Here is a 21,659-nt window from a genome sequence, read left to right on the forward strand (position 1 = left end):
GTAGAACAAGCGGTTGGCGGCCTGTGATCAGGTCGCCTACCGGCGCCATTTGAAATGGCTCGCGCCAAAGGAGCGGGGGCCATATCAAATGGCTGTGCCGAATTCATTAGCGCAAACCGTAGTAGCTGTTGCTCGCACAGAACAGCGGCTTGCGCCGATGAATAGCCCGGGCACGATGCGCCTTGTTGGCGGATCGGGGCACGGGTTTAAGTTCTGGGACCCCTGAACCTAAGGAGCATGACCATGGCAACAGCCAAGAAAGCCGTAAAGAAAGCGGTGAAGAAGCCCGCCGCCAAGAAGGCAGTAGCGAAGAAGGCCGCACCGGCCAAGAAAGCTGCCGTCAAGAAGGTAGCCGTCAAGAAAGTCGCTGCCAAGAAGCCGGCAGTGAAGAAGGTTGCCGCCAAGAAGCCGGCAGTCAAGAAGGTCGCCGCCAAGAAAGCGGTAGCCAAGAAGGCCGTCGCCAAGAAGGCTGTCGCCAAGAAAGCGGTAGCCAAGAAGGTTGTCGCCAAGAAGGCCGTGGCCAAGAAGGCTGTCGCCAAGAAGGCGGTTGCCAAGAAAGCCGTAGCCAAGAAGGTTGTCGCCAAGAAGGCCGTCGCCAAGAAAGCGGTAGCCAAGAAGGCCGTCGCCAAGAAGGCTCCTGCTGCCAAGAAGGCGGTTGCCAAGAAGGCCGTAGCCAAGAAGGCGCCTGCCGCCAAGAAGGCTGCTGCCAAGAAGGCCCCCGCTGCCAAGAAGGCTCCTGCTGCCGCCAAGCCTGCTGCTGCCAAGAAGCCTGCCGCCGCCAAGAAGCCCGCTGCGAAGAAAGCCGCTCCGAAGAAGCCCGTAACGCCGCCGTCCACGGCTGCCGCCCCGGGCGCGAAGACCGCGCTGAATCCCGCCGCGTCGTGGCCGTTCCCGACGGGTGGCCGTCCTTAATTAGGACGGTTCGAAGCTTTAGCTTCGCAGAGCCGCCTGGCCTAGGCCGGGCGGCTTTTTCGTGTCTGCCCGATCCGGAATCGACCGGCCTCCCCCAACGGGCTGCAAGCACGCGCTGGCTGCAGGCGATTTTTTGCCTGGGCGTGCGACAATTGACTCCTCTTTTTCAGGGTGAACGTGTCCATGCTCGATGAAATCTTGCGCTTCCTTCTCGAAATCGTGTTCACGCTGTTCGGCGCTGCGCTGATTGCCCGCGCCTGGATGCACGCGATACGGCTGCACCCGTTCAACCCTTTGTCGCGCTTCATCTACCAGGCCACAAACTGGCTGGTGCTGCCCCTGCGCAAGATCATTCCGGCCAGCAACAAGATCGACTGGACCAGCCTGGTCGCTGTGTGGCTGTCCGCGCTGATCTATCTGGTGCTGGTCTGGCTGGTCGCGATCGGCGCCTTGATACCGCTGGAGTATCTGCCCAAGGCCATGGGCTCGGCCTTGATCATGGCCGTCAAATGGGCGCTGAACCTGGTGGTATGGCTGACGCTGATCCAGGCCGTGCTGTCGTGGGTCAACCCGATGGCGCCCATGATGCCGCTGCTGCAGTCGTTGACCGCGCCCATGCTGGACCCCATCCGCCGCCTGCTGCCGCGCACCGCGATCGACTTTTCGCCGCTGGTGCTGCTGATCGTCGCGCAGGTGCTGCTGATGGTGCTGTCCAACATCAGCCAGCGCATGATGGGCCTGTAAACGGCGGGGCTGCGCCCCGCCTGCCTACGCCGGAAGGCCGGCGTAGATCTCGACCAGCTTCTTGCGGTCGATCTTGTGGTTGTTCGACATGGGCAGCGCCGGGCAGGCCACCAGCTCGGACGGCACCATGTAGGGAGGCAGGCGCTGCGCCAGCCGCTCTTTCCAGCCCGCCAGCGCGTCGGGCGCCAGAACGCTCGGCGCCTGTCCAACGTCCACGCCCGCCACGAATCCGATCAAGCGCACCGCCGTGCCGTCAGGCCGGCGCAGCACTGCGCAGGCGCCGCCCTCCACGCCCGGCAGGCCGTGCAGCGCTTCGTCGATCTCTGCCAGTTCGATGCGATAACCGTTCAGCTTGATCTGATCGTCCATGCGGCCGCGGCAGAACAGCAGGCCATCGCCCTCCATCTGGCCCAGGTCCCCCGTGCGGAAGGCGCGGCGGCCGTCGGCATAGGTGTAGAGCTTGGCTTCGTTCAGGTCGGGGCGATTCAGATAGCCGCGCATGACGTGGTCGCCCACGATGCAGATCTCGCCTTCGTCCACGATCAGCACGCTGTCGGGCTTGGCATGCCCCACCGGCAGCGGATCGTGCGCGGCCAGGACGGCATCGGTGACCTCGATCCAGGTGGTCGCCACGGTCGCTTCCGTGGGGCCGTAGGTATTGAGGATGACAGCGTCCGGGAAGCGCTGGCGCAGCTTCTTGGCCAGCGCCGACGGCAGCGGCTCGCCGCAGAACAGGAAGGTGCGCAGCGTGGGCAAGGCGGCCGGCGAAAAGTCGCGGTTGGCCAACTGCTGGTGCGCGAATGACGGCGTGGACACCCAGACCGTCACGCCATGTTCGGCCAGGCGGGCCATCCAGACGCTGGGTGCGGCGATCTGCTCGCGCGCGTTCAGCACGCAACAGCCGCCCGCGGCCAAGGTGGCGAACACTTCGTACATGGACAGGTCGAAGCTGAACGGCGCCTGGTTCATGAACACCGGCGCCTCGCCCAGGCCGAAGCTGCCCAACATCCAGTCGCCCAGCAGGCCCACGCTTTCGCGGCCAATCTGCACGCCCTTCGGATCGCCCGTGCTGCCGGACGTGAACATGACGTAGGCCAGGCCTCGTTCGGCCAGCATGGCGCCCTCGCCCGGCGTGAAGCTGCCGCTGGCGGCATCGAACACGGCGGCAGCGCGCACGATCTCGACGATGCGACGCAGGCGCTCCTGCGGATAGATGGTGTCCACCGGCACGAACGGCGCCCCGATCAGCAGGGCTCCCGCCATGGCGACGAAGAACGCGGCTTCCTTGTGGCCATAAATGACCACCGGCACGTCAGGCGCCGCGCCGTGCCTGCGCGCCTCTTCGGCCCAGGCGCCGGCCTCCGCGCGCAATTGCGCCCAGCTCAGGCTGCGGTCGGCGGCGACGACCGCAGGCGCGTTGGGCGCGTACTCGGTATCCGTGAACTGGAAAGACTTGAGATCGAAGCGCATGCCGAAACTCCCGGCGTCAGATGGGGCTGCGGCCGCTGAACACGTATAGCGCCAGCGCAGCAAGAATCAAGGTGAGCACGCGCCCGAGAAAACGCATCACGGGTTGCGCCAGCGCGGCCTGCAGGGCCGGACGGGTGCGTGCGGCGTTGATCAGCAGGTTATGCCCCACCGAATACGCCCCGAACATCAGACCGCTGACGATGTAGTGCAGCGACAGGCCGTTCCAGACGCCCATGGCCAGCAGGGTCGCGAAGATGCCGATGTTCTGCGCCGCCATGCGGTGGCGTCCGAAGAACTTGGTCTTGCTCAGCGCCTTGTAGATGGGCATGAACACCACGTCGCGCAGCCACTCCGACAGGCTGATGTGCCAGCGGCGCCAGAAGTCCTGCGGGTTGAGCGTGGCCAGCGGATTGCGGAAGTTGATCGGCAAGGTGAAGCCGAACAGCATGCCGATACCGATCGCCATGGTGGAGTAGCCGGCGAAGTCGAAGAACAGGTAGCCGCTGTAGAGCGAGGCGTTGAGCGCCACGCCGGTGAACGAGTAATCGTGCGCATCCAGCGTCGCCAGGCCATAACGCCAGATCAGCTCGGCCACGCCGAACTTCTGGATCACGCCCAGCATGATGAGTTCCAGGCCGCTGAGCCAGGTATTCAGGTTCACGCCTTCGTAGCCGCGTTTCAGGTCCGCCTGGAAATTGCGCCAGCGGTACATGGGGCCGGCCAGCAGCGTCAACGGGAAGAATAGATAGATGAAGTAGTCCAGCGGCGACACGCGCTCGTTGCGCTGCGCGAACAGCAGCACGTCGATGGCGCGGAACGTGGCGAAGGACAGCCCCAGCATGGCGCCCAGGTGCGACACGCCCGTCTTCACCAGCAGCAGCGGCGTCATGGTGATGATCACGGCCAGCCAGGTGGGGATGTAGTTGCGGCGCATGGCCCACAACGCGCTGCCGGAAATGGCCAGCAAGGCGATGGGTTGATAGGGACGCGCCCAGAACACCGCCATCCACACGCCCAGGCAGATCACGCCGATGATGTGGCGATAGCCGATACGGAACGGCATGCCGAAGGAACGGTAGGCCAACAGGCCCAGGCCGCCGCACAGGGCGCCGCCGAAAAAGCTCAAGCTTGCGAACAATTCCATGGCGGGCTCAGAACTGTTGGTATTGGAATTCGACCTTGATCGGCCCGCCGCTGCCCGTGGTGGGCTGCGCCTGCAGAACGAACACCAAGATCACGCCGATGTACAGGCACAGGTGCCAGAAGAAGCGGCGCCCCCAGGCGGCAGCCGCCTTGCGGGTTTCCTGCCCTTCGACAGCGTGGGCGGCCTCGGGCGCGGCCGCGGGAAGAATCTTGCTCATCGGGAAAAGTACTCCGCAATGCCTTGATCGGCCATGGCCCAACCGAGTTCGGCCAGGTGCATGTCGTCGCGCAGCATGCCCGGTTCAAACGGGATGCTGTAGAGATCCAGGCAGCCCATCTGGTAGCGCTCGCACATGCCCGTGACGGCGGCCACCACCGGGTCGAAGCGCTCCACGTCCAGGATGAGCTTGGGATTGAAGGGCTGGATGACGAAGTAGGCGTGAACCTTGCGCTTCTGCAGCAAGGCCATCACGCGCGACAGGTCGCCAAGTTCCGTGCGAGTGATCGGATCGATGTCGGCGAACTCGTTGCGGGCCGGCGAATACAGCGCCGCCAGGTACTGCTTGTAGTAATCGTCGCGCACGTCGTAGGGGTTGTGCCCGCCCAGGTCCTGCTCGACCACGCGCGCCTGATGCGTCAGGCGGCCCCACTGGCCCTGATCCAGGCGCGCGGCCGACGGCCAGGACACGTAGCGATGCGCGGGCACCGACAACTTGCTGCGCGGACGGTCGGGCGCCGGCTCCTTGCGCGCGTGCCACCACAGCGCCAGCTTGTCCTTCAGCTCCGCGACCTGGCCGTTGGCGATGAGCCACAGCAGCCCCCAGTTGGCGTTGTCGCTGATCCAGGTCTGCATCTGCTCGCGCGTGCTGGGCTGATCCCAGAGCCGGTCCCAGACCGGTCCCGTGACGTGCTCGGCAAACGCGCTGCGCGGCAACTGCCCGCCCGAGGCAAACCAGGCCGGCGACAGCATGATCACCAGCCGCGTGTTGGGCGTGAGCGAATCCGCCACCGACTCCAGCACGCTGACGATGCCGTAGGACTGGAACATGGCGTGGCCATAGGCCAGCGTCGGCACCTTCAGCTCTTCGGGGAAGAAGCGGTAAGGCACGAAACGCAGATCGTGGCTGGACAGTTCGGACGAGCCGAGCACGACCAGCGTCCCGTCGCTCAGGGCGTTGCCCAGGCGATTCAGGTTGACGTGCTGGGTGCCCCAGTCCGGCCCCAGGTTGGGCAGGTAGTTGCTCTTGGCGGCCGCCGAGGCCGAGGGCGCCGACATGGGATTGACGACGCGGCTGAGCAGATCGTCCGCGCCGCAATACGTACCCACCGCCAGCGCCACCGCCGTCGCGGCAGCCGCGACGTGAGACAACAGCCGGGTATTACGAAGTATGGGCAGCGACATAGCCGGCAAGCGTGCGGACCGACTGTAGGTGTTCCGCGATCTCGGGAGCCGGGATGCTGCAGCCGTACTCCGACTCGACCGCCAGCGTGATGTCCACGGCAGCGAGCGAATCGACCAGACCGGTGGCAATCAACTGCGTATCTGGGGTGACTTTCTTCATGACGATCGACTCGACGATCTCGCCGATCTTGGTGTGGAGTTCTTGCTCGGTATGCATAGATAGTGCGGCGTTACAGGCCCGATCGGCCAACAATCCCCCGCCCCGGGATTCAGGACGACGAGATTACAAAGAAACTGCTGAAATCAGGCTGAACGTCCAGCCCACCACGAACGACGCCCCGATGCACTCCGTTACATGATTTCCGCAATGCGAGGTCGATCGCAGGCGCAATCATGGCACTACGTTCGTCAAATCGCCATGAGGCTTATGGAGGAAATCGCGAGAAAACGCTGGCAAACGTAACGTTCGCGGGTAAGTCCCCGGGTATCCCGTTGCGGTTGAGCGACAGATTCTTACGACTGCACAACCTTCCCGCCCTGACCCCGTTATGGGCCAAGGGCGCCGGCAATAAAAAAGCCCCCTGACGGGGGCTTTGCCAAGCCGCGCCGCGAGCGCGGCGCTGGATGGGTGCTTACATCGGCGTGATGCGGGTCGGGCCGGAGCCGCTGATCACCTGCACGCGCTGGCCCACGCTGATGGGCACATCGGCTTCCTGCGCGACGACGCGGGTTTCACCGTTGTCCAAGCGCACGGTGATTTCGTAGCCGGAATTCTTGCCGGTCTGGTTCTCGATGGCGTTGCCCGCCAGCGCACCCAGGATGACGCCACCCACGGTGGCGATGGTGCGGCCGGTGCCGCCGCCGATGGCGTTGCCTGCAACGCCGCCCAGCGCACCGCCGGCCACCATGCCGACGCCGCTGGACTTGTCGTTCTGGATCACGATGGGACGCACGCCGGTGACCGTGCCGGTACGGACGATCTGCTCGCGCTGCGCCTGGTCATAGCTGTAGACGCCGCTGGACGCGCTGCGGTTGGCGCAGCCGCCCAGGACCGCCATCGAGGTCACGACGGCGGCGATCGCCAGCCAGCGCCCCGCGCGCGGCGTCACCAGGGAAAAAGTTTTGCTTTGATTCAATTTGGACTCCTCGATCGGCCGTTGCCGACGATGTACTCATCATACCCCGGCCCGGAACTGGGGCCAGCGCTGCTGCAACACACTGAAACGCACCGCCAGAAGCTGAAAAACCGGCCAAAAAGCCGGCCGGGAAAGGCGCTGGAACACAGCGCCTCACCCCCTCTCCTACGGTTCGACCACGGCGCAACTGCCGGGTTCCCGAGGGGATCAAAGAGGCAGATGGATGCCGTAGGTGGCGTGCAGCACGGCGTCGATTTCGGCGCGCGACGGCGCATAATTCTGCGGGCCGCGCGAAGCGATCTTGAGGGCGCCCATGACGTTGCCCAGGCGGCAGCTGTCTTCCCAGCTCCAGCCGCTGGTCAGACCGTAAAGCAGGCCGCCGCGCTGCGCGTCGCCGCAGCCGGTCGGGTCGACCACCTGGGCCGCACGCACTGGCGGGATCTGGAAGGTCTTGCCTTCGGTCAACAAGGTGGCGCCTTCCGCGCCGCGCGTCACCACCACGGCCTGCAGGCCGCGCGCGATGTCGTCCATGCTGCGGCCCGTGCGCTGTTCCACCACCCCGGCTTCGTAGTCGTTCACGGTCAGCGCTTGCGCCAGCTTGAGCATGCGCTCCAGGTCGGCGCCATCGAACAGCGGCATGGCCTGGCCCAGGTCGAAGATGAACGGGATGCCGCGCTTATGCAGGCGCTCGGCGTGGGCGAACATGCCTTCCTTGGCGTCGGGCGCAACGATGGCCCAGGCTGCGTCGGCGTCGCTCAGGTCGTTTTCCGCCGCGTGCGACATGGCGCCCGGGTGAAACGCCGTGATCTGGTTGCCGTCCAGGTCGGTCGTGATGAAGCATTGCGCGGTGAATGTGTCGGGAATCACCTTGACGCGGCTGACGTCGATGCCCAGGCCGGCCAGGCGCTCCATGTATTCGCCCGCGTCTTCGCCCACGGTCGCCACCGGCACGGGTTTGCCGCCCAGCAGGTTCATGCTGTACGCGATGTTGCCCGAGCAGCCGCCGTATTCCTTGCGCATGCTGGGCACCAGGAACGACACGCTCAGCGACTGGATGCGGTCGGCAAGAATGTGCTCCTTGAAACGTCCTTCAAACACCGCGATGGTGTCGAACGCCATAGAACCGCAAACCAGAACTGGGGTAGCCATGCGAGTCATCCCTTAAGGAAAGAATTTATTGAGTTGGTAGCCATTGACCTGGACGCCAGTCACTTCAATGGGCACGGAAATCTTCAGTTCGCCCTGCGGCGCGAAAGGACCGCGCAGTTGCTCGGGCGTCAGATAGTCTTCGGGCTTGAGCGCGCGGCGCACCACCACCGTGTCCGACAGATCATTCAGGTCCAGCACCAGCGCGGGCCAGTGCTGCGGCTTGTCGTGACGGTTGCGCATCACCACCGTCAACACCAGGCGGCTGCGGCCGTCGTCGATCGCCGCCGCGCCGGTCGGCGGCTGCAGCGACGAGGAGGTGATGTGAATAAGCTCCAGGCGGCGCGCGTACCCCACGGTGCAGCCCAGCGGCTGGCACGCCGTTTCCAGCACCGGCCGCAGCATGGGCACGGAATTGGCGATATCGGTGCGGTACACGTACACCAGTTGCAGGCCCAGCGCGATCAGGCCGATCAGGCAGGCATAGCCCCATAGCTTGCGCAGCAGGCCATGCCGCTCCTCGCGGTCCTGGTCGAGGAACTCGGGCGGCGCGCGGCCCACATCGGTGGCGCTGGAATAGCGCGTGCGCGTGTCGCCCAGCACGGGCTCGCCGGCGTCTTCGCGGTCCGGGTCGTGATCGTCTTCTTGGTATTCGTCGCGGTCGTCGCCGTGGCCGTCGTCGCGGCGCTCGCCGGCGTACTCATCGTCGTATTCGTCGTCGCGCTCTGCGTCGCGCACATCGGCGCGAGCGCGGCCGATGGTGAAGGACGGCTCCGCAGGCGCGCCGCGCGGAGCGGCATCAGCGCGATAGCCGGGCTGTGCCGATACCGGGACGGTCCAGCGCGGCGACTCATCATCCCGGGCAATGGCGTCATCAGCCGCGTGATGGCGAGCCTGGTGATCGGCCGGACCGTCGGCCCAGTCATCGGCCAGATCGTCGTCGTCCTGTTCAGGCTCCTGCACGCCATCGGCAGGTTCGGCGCGCCGGCGGATATCGTCGCGGCCGCGCAGCACGGCCGGCGGCACCGCGGGCGCACTGTAGGGCGGCGCCACGGGCGCGCGCGGCGGTTCCGGCTCGTCGTCCCAGGGCGCAATCCGTGAAAAATCCGGCGCAGGCGCAAGACGCGCAGCCGGCGGCATGGCGGAGGGCTGCGGCGGGAATGGGGCTGCCGGCGCAACCGGCGCCCGCGGTGCAGCGGGCGCGTGCGGCGCGATGGTCGCGGCCGGCGTCGCCAGGACCGGCGCCGCCTGGCTGGCGGCCGGCGTCAGCGGCATCGCGGGCGCAGCGGGCGGCGCGGATTGCGGCGCAGCGCCCGCGGCCGGCAGCAGGCAGGCGCTCCCGTCGAATACGGTGGAGCAGACGCCGCAGCGCACCAGGCCATTGCGGACCCGCAACTGATCAGGCACCACCTTGAAGGTGGTGCCGCACTGCGGGCAACGGGTGGTCAAGGCCATGGCGCGATCCTGCGGCGGCGCTCAGGCCTTCTGGCCGTGCAGGCAGACCCAGCCGTCGCGCGCGCGCCAGACCGACATGGCGATCCAGGGCGCGTAAGCGGTGGCCACTTCCTCGGCTTGGCGCTCCAGCACGCCGGACAGGACCAGATGGCCGCCCGCGGCAACGCGTCCGGCCAGCATGGGCGCCAGCACCTTCAGGGGGTTGGACAGGATGTTGGCCACCACCACTTCGAACGTGCCTTCGGCCAATCCATCGGGCAGCATGGCTTGCAGCTCGACGTGGTTGACCTCGGCATTGAAGAGGGTGCTCTGCACCGCCTGGGCGTCGATATCCACCGCCTGGGTCGGACCCGCGCCCAGCTTGCGCGCGGCAATCGCCAGGATGCCCGAACCGCAGCCGTAGTCCAGCAGCGTGGCGCCAGCCGGCAATTCGGCTTCCAGCCAGGCCAGGCACAGATGGGTAGTCGGATGGCTGCCGGTGCCGAACGCCAGGCCCGGATCCAGCTCGATGTGGATCGCGCCTTCCTGGGTGGAGGCGTCCGGCTCGAAAGCCGGCACATCGGGATTGTCGCGGTGCCAGCTGGGCACGATCCACAGGCGTTCGGCGATATGGATGGGGCCGAACTGCGACTGCGTCAGGCGCACCCAGTCGGCGTCGGGCACGTCGCGCAGGCTCCAGCCCTCGAACACGGCGGGGTCCAGCTCGCCCGCGGCGGCCGCTTCTTCCATGATCTGCGCGGGGTCGGCGCCATCGGGCAGCAGAGCGACGACGCAGTTGCGGTCCCAGGCCTGCACGTCGGGCTCGGTGCCCGGTTCGCCGAACAAGGGACGTTCGTCATCGGTGCCCAGATCGGCGTCTTCGACGGACACCGACAGCACGCCTGCTTCCAGCAAGGCATCCGAGAGGGCTTCGGCCTGCGCCTCCAGGCAATGGAGCACGAGTTCACGCATGATGATTCTTCCATCTGGTCAACGGGCCGCGGCTTGCGCCGCGGCCCGTTGACCGTAAAACAAAACAGGAGCGGCCCGGGAGCGGAAAGCCCCCGGATCGCAGGTCAGGGACGCTGCGCCAACTTGTTTTCCAGGTAGTGGATGCTGGTGCCGCCTTCGATGAAGCGGGCGTCCTGCAGCATTTCGCGGTGCAGGGGGATGTTGGTGGAAATGCCTTCCACCACCATTTCCGACAGTGCGGTGCGCATGCGGGCCAGCGCCTGGTCGCGCGTGTCGCCGTAGGTAATGACCTTGGCGATCATCGAGTCGTAGTTCGGCGGCACGAAATAACCGTTGAACGCATGCGAATCGATACGCACGCCCGGACCGCCCGGCGTGTGCCAGTTGGTGATGCGGCCGGGACTGGGCACAAAGCGGAACGGATCTTCCGCGTTGATGCGGCATTCGATCGCGTGGCCCTTGAAGGCAATGTCGCGCTGGCGCAGGGCGAACTTCTCGCCGGCGGCGATCAGGATCTGCTGCTGGACCAGGTCGATGCCGGTGATGAGTTCGGTGACCGGGTGTTCGACCTGGATGCGGGTGTTCATTTCGATGAAATAGAACTCGCCGTTTTCATACAGGAATTCGAACGTGCCGGCGCCGCGGTAGCCCATCTTGCGGCAGGCGTCGGCGCAACGGTCGCCTATGCGCTCGATCAGACGGCGCGCGATGCCCGGCGCGGGCGCTTCTTCGATGACTTTCTGGTGGCGGCGCTGCATGGAGCAGTCGCGCTCGCCCAGCCACACGGCGTTGCGGCCGCCATCGGCCAGCACCTGGATTTCGATATGGCGCGGGTTCTCGAGGAACTTCTCCATATAGACTTCCGGGTTGTTGAACGCGGCGCCCGCTTCCGAGCGCGTCATCGTGACGGCGTTCAACAGCGCGGCCTCGGTGTACACCACGCGCATGCCGCGGCCACCGCCGCCACCCGACGCCTTGATGATGACCGGATAACCGACCTCGCGCGCAACGCGGATGATTTCCTGCGGATCGTCGGGCAACGCGCCTTCCGAGCCTGGCACCACCGGCACGCCGGCTTCGATCATGGCGCGCTTGGCGCTGACCTTGTCGCCCATCAGGCGGATGGTGTCCGGACGCGGACCGATGAAGACGAAGCCGCTCTTTTCGACGCGATCAGCGAAGTCGGCATTTTCGGCCAAGAACCCGTAACCCGGGTGGATTGCCTCTGAATCCGTGACTTCGGCCGCCGAAATGATGGCCGGCATGTTCAGGTAGCTTTCACGCGACGGCGCCGGCCCGATGCACACCGATTCATCGGCCAGGCGCACGTACTTGGCTTCGCGATCGGCCTCGGAGTGCACGACCACGGTCTTGATGCCCAGCTCGCGGCAAGCGCGCTGAATGCGCAGGGCGATTTCGCCCCGATTGGCGATCAGGATTTTTTCGAACATTTTCAGCTATCAGCCAATGACGAACAGGGGTTGACCGTACTCGACGGGCTCACCGTTTTCGACCAGGATTTCTTTGATGACGCCGGACTTGTCGGCTTCGATTTCATTGAGCAGCTTCATGGCTTCAATGATGCACAGCGGATCGCCTTCCTTGACGGTGGCGCCGACGTCGATGAACGGAGCGGCGCCCGGATTCGGAGCGCGATAGAACGTGCCGACCATGGGGGCCTTGACGACGTGGCCCTGGATCACCGGCGCGGCTTCCGCGGCGGGCGCGGCCGGGGCAACGGCCTGGGCCGCCGGCGCGACCGGCACGCCGGCTTCCGGGTGATGGTATGCGACCGGCTGCAAGGTCTGCGAGAACTTGACGATCCTCACCTTGCCTTCGCCTTCGGTGATTTCCAGCTCGGCGATGCCCGATTCAGCCACCAGGTCGATCAGGGTTTTGAGTTTTCGGAGGTCCATAGAAGCTGCTTCCCGAGATAGTGTCGGCGACGTCCCAGCGTCGGGTCCGCGCCGTATAAGATGTAAATGCTGTGGTTTGGTGCGAGATCAGTGCCGCACTGCGTAACGCAGAGCCGCCTCGTAGCCGTCCGCGCCCAGGCCGCTGATGAGGCCTACCGCCAAGTCGGACAGATAAGAGTGATGCCTGAAGGGCTCTCGCTTATACAGATTGGACAAATGTACTTCAATAAATGGGATCGCGACCCCAGCCAGCGCATCGCGAATTGCGACGCTGGTGTGCGTATATGCCGCCGCGTTGATGATGATGAAATCGGTGCCGTCTTGCCGGGCCGCCTGAATGCGGTCAACCAGCGCGCCTTCGTGATTGCCTTGCCACGCTGTCAGCGTGGCGCCCAGTTCGCCTGCGAGCAGCTCAAGACCCTCGTTGATCTGTTGCAGCGTAAGGCTGCCGTAGATATGAGGTTCTCGGGTGCCGAGCAGGTTCAGATTCGGGCCATGCAATACCAGTATGTTTTGCGCCATGCGCTTGCCAATGAGTGGTTTGCCAATTGTTGGCAAAACAGCCGATAAACCAGCTTTTTACGCCAATTCCTACTATTTGTCCAACAGACTTACGCCTTTAAACCAGACAAGGTACGATCCAGATCATCGGGCTGGATTTCACCCAATATCTTCCGGTTAATTCCGCCATCTGCATTGAAAACAATAGTAAAAGGCAGACCGCCGCTGGGATTTCCGAGTTTGCGCAGGGTATCGATGGCGCCTGCGCCTATCACCCACAGGGGGTAGGAAACCTGTACTTTCTCGACAAATTTTTGCATATTCGCAGCCGAATCGACACCAATGCCGACAAATCGTACATGCGGATATTTTTTCTGCAGCGAGTCGAGTTCGGGCATTTCTCGGACGCACGGCGCGCACCAGGTTGCCCAGAAATTGACCACAATGGGCTGGCCTTTCCAGCCTGCCAGCGTATGGGACGCCCCGTTCAGGTCGGGGAGCGGCATCTGCATCAGGGCGGCGACCGGATCGCCGGCATCGGCCGCGGCCGATGGCGTCGAAGTCTTGCGGCCCATCAGGGTGTAGCCGCCCGCAACCGTGGCGGCTATGGCCACGCCGGCGGAAAGAAGTAGGCGTCGATTCATGGCGCGATCATAACCGCTGCCGCCGTTTTGCGCCGCGCAGGGCCAGGCTTGCTCGTCCTCTATATATATACAATGCAGGACAGGAGAGTTTTCAATGCACCTGCATATTCTTGGCATCTGCGGTACGTTCATGGGCGGTTTGGCGCTGATCGCGCGCGCTGCCGGCCACAAGGTCACTGGTTGCGACGCGGGCGTGTACCCGCCCATGAGCACGCAGCTGTCCGAACAAGGAATCGAGCTGATCGAAGGCTTCGGCGCCGAACAACTGGCGCTCAAGCCCGATCTCTATGTGATCGGCAACGTGGTCAGCCGCGGCAATCCGCTGATGGAGGCCATCCTGGACTCCGGCGCGCGCTACGTGTCGGGCCCGCAATGGCTGGGCGACACCATCCTGCCGGGCCAGCACGTGCTGGCGGTGGCAGGCACCCACGGCAAGACCACCACCAGCTCGATGTTGGCCTGGGTGCTGGAAGCCGCGGGGCTCGCGCCCAACTTCCTGATCGGCGGCGTGGCGCAGGACCTGCACGTGTCGGCGCGCTTCGATCCGTCGCGCCGCCCCTTCGTCATCGAGGCGGACGAATACGACACGGCCTTCTTCGACAAGCGCTCGAAGTTCGTGCATTACCGTCCGCGCACGGCCATCCTGAACAATCTTGAATACGATCACGCCGACATCTTCCCCGATCTGGCGGCGATCGAGACCCAGTTCCACCACCTGGTGCGCACCATCCCCGGTTCGGGCCGCATCGTGCGCCCGGCGCACTGCGCCGCGCTGGACCGCGTGATTGCCCGCGGATGCTGGTCTGAAACCGTCAAGTTCGGCGCCGATGGCGCCTGGCAGGCGACCGCGCCGGATGCCGAGGGCGCGTTCAGCGTGCTGCGCGGCGGCGTGACCGCCGGCACCGTGCGCTGGAACCTGACGGGCGAGCACAACCGCATGAACGCGCTGGCGGCGCTGGCCGCCGCCGAACACGTGGGCGTGCCGGCAGCCCAGGGTATCGAGGCCCTGAGCCGCTTCGCGGGGGTAAAGCGCCGCATGGAGTTGCGCGGCACGGTCAACGGCATCAAGGTCTACGACGATTTCGCGCACCACCCCACCGCCATCGCCACCACGCTGGAAGGCTTGCGCCGCCAGGTAGGCCCGGCCCGGATCCTGGCCGTGCTGGAGCCGCGCTCCAACACCATGAAGCTGGGCACCATGGCCGCCCGCCTGCCCGAGGCCCTGGCCGACGCCGACCTGGTGTTCTGCTTTGGCGCCCATTCGGGCAAGCACGCCCTGGGCTGGAATCCGGCCGAAGTGCTGGCGCCCCTGGGCGGCCGCGCTTCCAGCTACGATGACATCGGCGCGCTGGTGACTGCCGTGGCAGGCGCCGCCCGCCCGGGCGACCAGGTGCTGGTCATGAGCAACGGCGGCTTCGGCGGCGTGCACGGCAAGCTGCTGGACGCCCTGCAGGCGCGCGGCTGATCCCGGCAAAGACACCGCAAAGGCGAGCCATGATTCTCTATCTGCACGGTTTCCGTTCCTCGCCGACCTCGTTCAAAGCCCGGATGATGGCCGACGCCATGGCCGAGCGCGGCCTGTCGGCGGCCTGGGCCTGCCCGCAACTGCCCGCCAGCCCGCGCGAGGCCGTCACGCAGGCGATGGACATCGCCCGGCGCCAGCTGGCAGGCGCGGATTCGCCCCGCGCGCTGACCGTGATCGGCTCTTCGCTGGGCGGCTTTTACGCCACCTGGCTGGCCGAGCAGCTGGGTTGCAAGGCGGTGCTGCTGAATCCGGCGGTCGAGGCCGCCCGCGACCTCGCCACCCAGATCGGCGAGCACCGCATGTATCATTCCGACGCGCCGTTCGTCTTCCTGCCCGAATACGTGGACGAGCTGGCTGCCATCCATGTTCCACGCATCACCCAGCCCGACCGCTACTTCCTGGTAGCGGCCACCGGCGACGAGGTGCTGGATTGGCGCGAAATGCACGAGCGCTACGCGGGCTGCCGCCAGCGCATCGTGCAAGGCAGCGACCACGGTTTGTCCGATTTCGCGGAATGGATGCCCGAAGTGCTTGAATTCGCCCTTGGCGACAAGCAGGTTCGCCCCCAATAATCAGTATCAGACTTCCACACTCTATATAGCTGCGCAAGGCGGCGCGTGCGCGCCGCCCAGGACGATCCCCACCATGTATGTGTTTTACGAAGACGACGGCAGCTTCAAGGCCGGCAATATCCTGTCCGAGACCGATGCCAGCCTGCAGGTGGAATCGGAATCCGGCAAGCGCAGCAAGATCAAGCGCGCCAATACCTTGTTCACCTTCGCCGCGCCCGAACCGGCCGCGCTGATGAACCAGGCGGCCGCGACTGCCGAAACGCTGGACCTGCAATTCCTGTGGGAATGCGCGCCGCAGGATGAATTCGATTCCCCCGCCCTGGCCGCCGACTACTTCGGCCACGCCCCTACACCCGTGGAACAGGCTGCCCTGTTGATGTGCCTACACGGCGCGCCGGCCTATTTCCACCGGCGCGGCAAGGGCCGCTACCGCCCCGCTCCACCCGACATCCTGGCCGCCGCCCTGGCCGCGCTGGAAAAGAAACAGCGCCAGGCCGAACAGCAGCAAGAATGGGTGGACGAGATGGCCGCGGGACGCCTGCCCGAGCCCATCGCCCAGGCCGCGGAGTCGCTGCTGATCCGCCCCGACAAGAATTCGCAGCAATGGAAGGCGCTGGACGCCGCCTGCGCCAAGCTGGGCAAGAGCCCCGACCGGTTGCTGCTGGAACTGGGCGCCTGGCCGCATGCGCTGGCGCTGCACAAGCGCCGCTTCCTGGCGGTGAATTTCCCGCGCGGGCTGGCGTTCCCGGACCTGGAACTGCCCGCCATCGACCGCGAGCTGCCGCTGTCCGACGCCGAAATCTATTCGGTGGACGACGTCACCACCACCGAAATCGACGACGCCCTGTCCGTCTCCACCCTGCCCGACGGCCGCCTGCGCGTCGGCGTGCACGTGGCGGCGCCAGGCCTGACCGTGACCCGCGACAGCGAGTTCGACAAGCTGGCGCGCGCGCGCCTGTCCACCGTCTACATGCCGGGCGACAAGATCCCCATGCAGCCGGACAACGTCATCAAGGCGTTCTCGCTGGATGCCGGCCGCGAAGTGCCGGTGCTGTCCCTGTATGTGGTGGCCGACCCGGAGACCGGCGAGGTCATCGAATCGGAAACCCGCCTGGAACGCGTGGTGGTGCGCGAGAACCTGCGCCACAACATGCTGGACGCCCAGGTCACCGAAGCCAGCCTGTCCGATCCGTCGGCCGACCTGCCCTACGGCCATTGGTTGCGCCCGCTCTGGAAGCTGGCGCAAGCCCTGTCGGCGCAGCGCGAGAACGTGCGCGGCAAGCCCGAGAACAATTCGCGGGTGGAATACAGCTTCTACCTGGACGGCAACCCCGACGATCCCGACACGCCGGTGCGCCTGGTGCCGCGCCAGCGCAACGCGCCGCTGGACCGCATGGTGGCGGAATACATGATCCTGGCGAACAACCTCTGGGGCGGCCTGCTGCACCAGCACGGCGTGCCGGGCATCTACCGCTCGCAACAGGCGGGCCGCGTGCGCATGAGCACCCAGGCCCTGCCGCACGAAGCCATCGGCGTGCCGCAATACGCCTGGAGCACCTCGCCGCTGCGGCGCTACGTCGATCTGGTGAACCAGTGGCAACTGATCGCCGCGGTCGAACACGGCGTCTCCGCCCGCCTGGTCGCCCCCTTCAAGCCGCGCGACGCGGACCTGTTCGCCATCATCGGCGCCTTCGATGCGCAGTATGCGGCCTGGGCCGAGTTCCAGAGCGCGATGGAGCGCTACTGGTGCCTGCGCTGGCTGAAGCAGCACAACGTGACGCGTACCGTGGCGCACGTGCTGCGAGACGACCTGGTGCGCTTCGCGAACGCGCCGCTGGTGACTCGAGTCGGGGGGATGCCGGAGCTGGAGCGGGGGACTGCTGTCGAGATCGATATTCTGGGGATGGATGAGTTGTCTCTGGAGCTGGATTGCCGGTATATCGGGGAGATTAGTCCTGCAGTGGGTGGGCAGGAGTAAGGTCTTCTGCTTCGGGGGCTGTTGAGGTCGGCCAGCGAGTTCTTCGTAGTCCGCTCGTCGGCGCGGATGGCGTGGCGGCTCGCGCCCACGATTGCGGTCCGGAGCCTTCGCTCCGGACTGCCCCATCCTCATCCTCGTCACCGCCTGCGGCGGTTCCTTCGGATTCCGTCGGGCGCATCGAGGTTGCGAGCCGCCACGCCATCCGCGCCGACGAGCTACGTAAATCTTGGCTTGGTGCGCTGCTAGAGTCGTGGTCAGGGACGATGCTTGTACTGCCCGTCATTCTCGGCCGCGCGGGCGGCCGAGAATGACATACGTGATTTTCTGAATTTCAATTGTGTTCGCTTGCGCGAATGCGGCGAATGATTTGCTATTGATCCCCAGCTCTTGGGGGATGGGCGGTGATGGGTGGCGCGCGACAGGCAACTGCTCGCGCATGCAGACCTGTACGCGCGCCACCCATCCGGCACCCGCGTTGAAGTGATGATTAATGGACGGCCCGCACGCTTGACCATCATGCCGACACTGCACCCCACCAAACCCAGATCCGCTTCTCGCTTGCCATACGCATCACCACGAGCCGGCCCCGCCACCAGCACGCAGCGCCATCGCACGACGCAAGACGCCGCGTAAGCCCCAAAAGGCCGCCCGCGCGGCCGGCTTGGGGCGGGCCCCGCAAGACACGCCACCAACCACTATCCGTGGCCAGAACGCCAAGCACACCGACCGCCCCAGCGCCCGTGAAGATTCATACATCGGAGCCTGTCGCGTCGGCGGCCTGCGGGGCGCGGGGCGTCGATAAGCCCGAGGGAATCTGAAGGGAAGGCCGAAGGCCTGGACGAAGATGACGAAGGGGAAGTCCGGAGCGAACGCTCCGGACCGCAATCGTTGCCCCGCGCCCCGCAGGCCGCCGACACGACAGGCGCATTAAGAACCCAGCCCGCCCGCATCAAGACCCACAGAACCCTCACACCCCTATAAACTCCCCCGAAAGCCACAAAAGACACGGAGACAACACATGCGCATTTTGCTGGTCGAGGACAATCTCGATCTCGGCGATGCCGTGGAAAGCAAGCTGCGTTTCGCCGGCCATAGCGTGCAATGGGTGCGCGACGGCGTGGCGGCGTTGCGTTGGGGCCTGGACGAGACCTGGGATGCCCTGGTGCTGGACATCAACCTGCCCGGCAAGGACGGCTTCACCGTCATCCGGGAACTGCGCGCCGCCGGCCTGGAAGCCCCCGTGCTGGTCATGACCGCGCGCTCGGAAATCGAAGACAAGATCGACATGCTGGACCTGGGCGCCGACGACTATCTGGTCAAGCCCTTCGACCTGCGCGAATTGGAAGCCCGGCTGCGCGCGCTGATGCGCCGCCCCGCCGGCCAGACCAGCAGCGTCACCGTCTACGGCAACCTCAGCCTGGACCTCGCCAACCGCAATGTCAGCGTGGCCGGCGCGCCGCTGGAGCTGGGGCGGCGGGAGTTCCGCCTGCTGGAGATCCTGGTCGGCAAGCTGGGCCAGACCGTCGCCAAGGAACGGCTGATGAACCAGCTCTTCGACCTGGACGACGGCACGCTCAATGCGCTTGAGCTGCTGATATCGCGGCTGCGCAAGAAGCTGACGGGCGCCTCGATCGATATCGTCACGGTGCGCGGCGTCGGCTATCAGGCCCGCAGCCATGAAGAACCCTGAAAATTTTTCCATCCGCCGCCGCGTCTTCGCGCTGGGCGTGCTGCTGCTGGCCTGCGCGCTGATCGGGCTGGTGTTCTTCCTGCGCGGCTATGCGCAGCGCGCGGCGGAACAGGCTTTCGACCGGCTGCTGGCGGCCTCGGCGCTGACTATCGCCGGCTCGGTGCAGATCGAAGACAACAACGTCACCGTCGAACCGCCGGTGTCCTCGCTGGCCATGCTGTCGGGCGGCGAGCGCGTGTTCTATGAGGCCCGCACCTCGAATGGCCGCCTCATCACCGGCTACGACGACCTGGCGCCCGGCCTGCCGCTGGCGCAGTCGGCCACGCCGGTCTTCGCCTACCTGCGCTATCACGACGAACCCGTGCGCGTCGCCACCGTGGGCCGGCTGGTGTCGGCCAGCCAGCATGCGGGCTGGGTCACGGTGCGCGTGGCCGAGACGCTGGGTTCGCGCGAGGCGCTGGCCGACGAGATCCTGGGGCGCACCGCGCTGCCGCTGGTGGTGGTGTCCCTGGTGGCGCTGGGCCTGCTGTGGTTCGGCGTGCAGCGCGCCTTCGCGCCGCTTGCCGTGGTGGAGCGCGAGTTGCGCGGCCGCGCGCCGGACGATCTGGCACCGCTGGTGACGCCCGTGCCGCGCGAAGTGCGGCGGCTGGTCGAGGCGCTGAACGCCTTCATGCAACGCCTGTCCGGCGTCATGGGCACGCTCAACACCCTGGTGGCGGACGCCGCCCACCAGGTCCGCACGCCGCTGGCCTCGCTGCGCGCCCAAGCCGAAGTGGCGCTGGACGAAACCGATCCGCAGCGGCTGCATGCGCGCCTGGAACGCATCCACCTGAACGCCACCCATGCCAGCCAGCTGATCAACCAGCTGCTGATGGACGCCACCATCACCCATCGCCTGGGCAAGGGTTCGCGCACGCTGGTGGGCGTGGCCGAGACCGTCAACGAAACGCGCCGCCGCATCGGCCCGCTGGACGCGCAGCGCCTGCGCATCGAGATCGCGCCCGAAGTCCGCCGCGCCCGCATTGCCGGGGACCGCGTCGCCTTGCGCGAGATGCTGCGCAACCTGGTGGACAACGCGCTGCGCTACGCGCCGGACGGCTCCGTGGACATCCAGGCCACGCCCGTGGCGGGATTCCGCGTGGCGCTGACCGTGTCGGACCGCGGCCCTGGCGTGGCCGACGACGAAAAGGATGCCGTGCAGCAGCGCTTCACCCGCGGCCGCGCCGGCGAATCGCAGCCGGGGTCTGGGCTGGGACTGTCCATCGTACGCTCGGTGGCCGCCGCCCACGGCGGCTCGCTCTGGTTGCAGGACCGTCCCGGCGGCGGCCTGACGGCGCGCGTGATCCTGCCGCTGGCGCGCTCCGCGCCCGGCCGCGCAGCCGTCGCCTGCCTGGGCGCGCTGTGCATGGCGGGCTTGCTGCTGGCCTCATCCCCCGCCGAGGTGCGCGCCTCCGGCATCGCGGAAACCGTCACCCGCTACCCCGCGCCGCAGCCCACGTCCCGCGTGCTGACCATCGCCGGACCCACGGACACGCCGGTGGTCGCGCCGCTGATCCAGGGCTTCCAGTCGCAACGGCCGGACGTGACGGTGGTGTACCGCGAGATGGGTAGCCGCGAACTCTACGAAGCCGCCGTCGCCGGACAGTTGAAGGACGTGGACGTGCTGATGAGTTCGGCTTCCGACCTGCAGATCCGCCTGGCCAACGACGGCTATGCGCTGAGCTATTCCTCGCCCTACGCCGCCAAGCTGCCGTCCTGGGCCATCTGGCGCCACGAGGTCTATGGCTTCACCTTCGAGCCGGCCGTCATCGTCTACAACCCCAAGCGCTACACCGAAGCCACCGTGCCGCGCTCGCGCCAAGACCTGCTGCGCCTGCTGGAACGCGATGCCGCGAAGCTGCGCGGCCGCATCGGCACCTACGATATCTCTGCCAGCAGCGTGGGCTATCTGCTGGCGGAACAGGACGAGCTGGTGTCGTCGAACTTCTGGGGGCTGGCGAACGCCATGGGCCAGGCCGGCGTGCGCCTGTCGGCCACCACGGCAGAGATCCTGGACGCGATCGAGAACGACCAGATCGACATCGGCTACAACATCCTGGGCTCTTACGCCCTGTCGCGGCAGGCGGCGGGCGCGCCCATCGGCGTGGTCTTTCCGCAGGACTATGTGCTGGTGCTGGCGCGTTCGGTGCTGATCGCGCGCACCGCGCCCAGCCCGGAACTGGGCCGCGCGCTGGTGGACTGGTTGCTCTCGCCCGCCGGGCAGCAGGTGGCGTCCAGCCATGCGGCGCTGGGCTCCATCATGGAAGACACGCCCGGCCGCTGGACCTCCGAAGCGGTGCTGGCGCGCTCCCAGGGCATCGTGCAGCCGGTAGTGCTGAGCCCCGCCCTGCTGGTCGGACTGGACCAGCGCCGCCATTCGCGCTTTGTGCAGAACTGGATCCGGCTGGTGACGGACACGCCCGCGCGGCCGTAAG

20 protein-coding genes are annotated in these 21,659 nt (G+C 66.2%); 7 read left to right on the plus strand and 13 right to left on the minus strand.

Annotation, left to right across the window (positions count from 1 at the left end; genetic code table 11):
• Window positions 1-243 precede the first annotated feature (243 nt).
• Both FOC84_RS09340 and FOC84_RS09345 read left to right on the plus strand, forming a co-directional pair.
• Entirely contained in the window at window positions 244-912 is a 669-nt protein-coding gene (locus FOC84_RS09340; protein WP_173144171.1) for a histone H1-like repetitive region-containing protein, read from the plus strand.
• Window positions 913-1,095: 183 nt separating this feature from the next.
• A complete protein-coding gene (locus FOC84_RS09345; RefSeq protein WP_173144172.1) occupies window positions 1,096-1,656 on the plus strand; it encodes a YggT family protein in 561 nt (186 codons plus the stop codon).
• 24 nt (window positions 1,657-1,680) lie between these two features.
• On the opposite strand, the gene FOC84_RS09350 is transcribed toward FOC84_RS09345, so the two are convergent.
• From FOC84_RS09350 to FOC84_RS09410, 13 genes are all read right to left on the minus strand, one after another.
• Window positions 1,681-3,126 carry a D-alanine--poly(phosphoribitol) ligase gene (locus FOC84_RS09350; RefSeq protein ID WP_173144173.1) on the minus strand — a complete coding sequence of 482 codons (1,446 nt, stop codon included), beginning with the start codon at window positions 3,124-3,126 and terminating at the stop codon, window positions 1,681-1,683.
• A gap of 16 nt (window positions 3,127-3,142) precedes the next feature.
• Entirely contained in the window at window positions 3,143-4,270 is a 1,128-nt protein-coding gene (locus tag FOC84_RS09355) for an MBOAT family O-acyltransferase (protein ID WP_173144174.1), read from the minus strand.
• Between the two features lie 7 nt (window positions 4,271-4,277).
• Window positions 4,278-4,487, minus strand: a complete 210-nt coding sequence (locus FOC84_RS09360) for a hypothetical protein (protein WP_173142692.1) — start codon at window positions 4,485-4,487, stop codon at window positions 4,278-4,280.
• Window positions 4,484-5,671 carry a D-alanyl-lipoteichoic acid biosynthesis protein DltD gene (locus FOC84_RS09365; protein ID WP_173144175.1) on the minus strand — a complete coding sequence of 396 codons (1,188 nt, stop codon included), beginning with the start codon at window positions 5,669-5,671 and terminating at the stop codon, window positions 4,484-4,486. Before FOC84_RS09365 ends, FOC84_RS09360 begins: the two co-directional genes overlap by 4 nt.
• Window positions 5,649-5,888 carry an acyl carrier protein gene (locus FOC84_RS09370; RefSeq protein WP_006226661.1) on the minus strand — a complete coding sequence of 80 codons (240 nt, stop codon included), beginning with the start codon at window positions 5,886-5,888 and terminating at the stop codon, window positions 5,649-5,651. The genes FOC84_RS09365 and FOC84_RS09370 overlap by 23 nt, the downstream gene beginning before the upstream one ends.
• Before the next feature lie 415 nt (window positions 5,889-6,303).
• Complete coding sequence (locus FOC84_RS09375; RefSeq protein WP_088138253.1) at window positions 6,304-6,807, minus strand: glycine zipper 2TM domain-containing protein; 504 nt, start codon at window positions 6,805-6,807, stop codon at window positions 6,304-6,306.
• A gap of 207 nt (window positions 6,808-7,014) precedes the next feature.
• On the minus strand, window positions 7,015-7,956 hold the full coding sequence (locus FOC84_RS09380; RefSeq protein ID WP_173144176.1) for a carbohydrate kinase family protein: 942 nt from the start codon (window positions 7,954-7,956) through the stop codon (window positions 7,015-7,017).
• Between the two features lie 12 nt (window positions 7,957-7,968).
• Window positions 7,969-9,408 (minus strand): zinc-ribbon and DUF3426 domain-containing protein, encoded by a 1,440-nt coding sequence (locus FOC84_RS09385; protein WP_173144177.1) that lies wholly within the window; start codon window positions 9,406-9,408, stop codon window positions 7,969-7,971.
• Window positions 9,409-9,429: 21 nt separating this feature from the next.
• On the minus strand, window positions 9,430-10,359 hold the full coding sequence (prmA, locus tag FOC84_RS09390; protein ID WP_173144178.1) for a 50S ribosomal protein L11 methyltransferase: 930 nt from the start codon (window positions 10,357-10,359) through the stop codon (window positions 9,430-9,432).
• A gap of 104 nt (window positions 10,360-10,463) precedes the next feature.
• Window positions 10,464-11,810, minus strand: a complete 1,347-nt coding sequence (gene accC, locus FOC84_RS09395; protein WP_173144179.1) for an acetyl-CoA carboxylase biotin carboxylase subunit — start codon at window positions 11,808-11,810, stop codon at window positions 10,464-10,466.
• 9 nt (window positions 11,811-11,819) lie between these two features.
• Window positions 11,820-12,275, minus strand: coding sequence for an acetyl-CoA carboxylase biotin carboxyl carrier protein (accB, locus tag FOC84_RS09400; RefSeq protein WP_059379069.1), 456 nt, complete (start codon window positions 12,273-12,275; stop codon window positions 11,820-11,822).
• 87 nt (window positions 12,276-12,362) lie between these two features.
• Window positions 12,363-12,797, minus strand: a complete 435-nt coding sequence (gene aroQ / locus FOC84_RS09405) for a type II 3-dehydroquinate dehydratase (RefSeq protein WP_013391376.1) — start codon at window positions 12,795-12,797, stop codon at window positions 12,363-12,365.
• An 89-nt stretch (window positions 12,798-12,886) separates the two neighbouring features.
• On the minus strand, window positions 12,887-13,420 hold the full coding sequence (locus tag FOC84_RS09410) for a TlpA family protein disulfide reductase (RefSeq protein ID WP_088138247.1): 534 nt from the start codon (window positions 13,418-13,420) through the stop codon (window positions 12,887-12,889).
• Between the two features lie 94 nt (window positions 13,421-13,514).
• Here FOC84_RS09410 and mpl point away from each other — a divergent pair, with 94 nt between their 5' ends.
• The 5 genes from mpl to FOC84_RS09435 all read left to right on the plus strand — a co-directional run bounded on the left by mpl (window position 13,515) and on the right by FOC84_RS09435 (window position 21,658).
• Window positions 13,515-14,885: a UDP-N-acetylmuramate:L-alanyl-gamma-D-glutamyl-meso-diaminopimelate ligase gene (gene mpl / locus FOC84_RS09415; protein WP_173144180.1), complete on the plus strand. Its 1,371-nt coding sequence runs from the start codon at window positions 13,515-13,517 to the stop codon at window positions 14,883-14,885.
• A 29-nt stretch (window positions 14,886-14,914) separates the two neighbouring features.
• On the plus strand, window positions 14,915-15,517 hold the full coding sequence (locus tag FOC84_RS09420) for a YqiA/YcfP family alpha/beta fold hydrolase (RefSeq protein ID WP_173144181.1): 603 nt from the start codon (window positions 14,915-14,917) through the stop codon (window positions 15,515-15,517).
• Window positions 15,518-15,590: 73 nt separating this feature from the next.
• Window positions 15,591-17,495 carry a ribonuclease catalytic domain-containing protein gene (locus FOC84_RS09425; protein WP_173144182.1) on the plus strand — a complete coding sequence of 635 codons (1,905 nt, stop codon included), beginning with the start codon at window positions 15,591-15,593 and terminating at the stop codon, window positions 17,493-17,495.
• 1,018 nt (window positions 17,496-18,513) lie between these two features.
• Entirely contained in the window at window positions 18,514-19,185 is a 672-nt protein-coding gene (locus FOC84_RS09430; RefSeq protein ID WP_173144183.1) for a response regulator transcription factor, read from the plus strand.
• Window positions 19,172-21,658, plus strand: coding sequence for a sensor histidine kinase (locus FOC84_RS09435; protein WP_173144184.1), 2,487 nt, complete (start codon window positions 19,172-19,174; stop codon window positions 21,656-21,658). The genes FOC84_RS09430 and FOC84_RS09435 overlap by 14 nt, the downstream gene beginning before the upstream one ends.
• Window position 21,659: the final 1 nt, after the last annotated feature.

Origin of the sequence: Achromobacter pestifer (genome assembly GCF_013267355.1) — a bacterium.
Classification (GTDB): domain Bacteria; phylum Pseudomonadota; class Gammaproteobacteria; order Burkholderiales; family Burkholderiaceae_B; genus Achromobacter; species Achromobacter pestifer_A.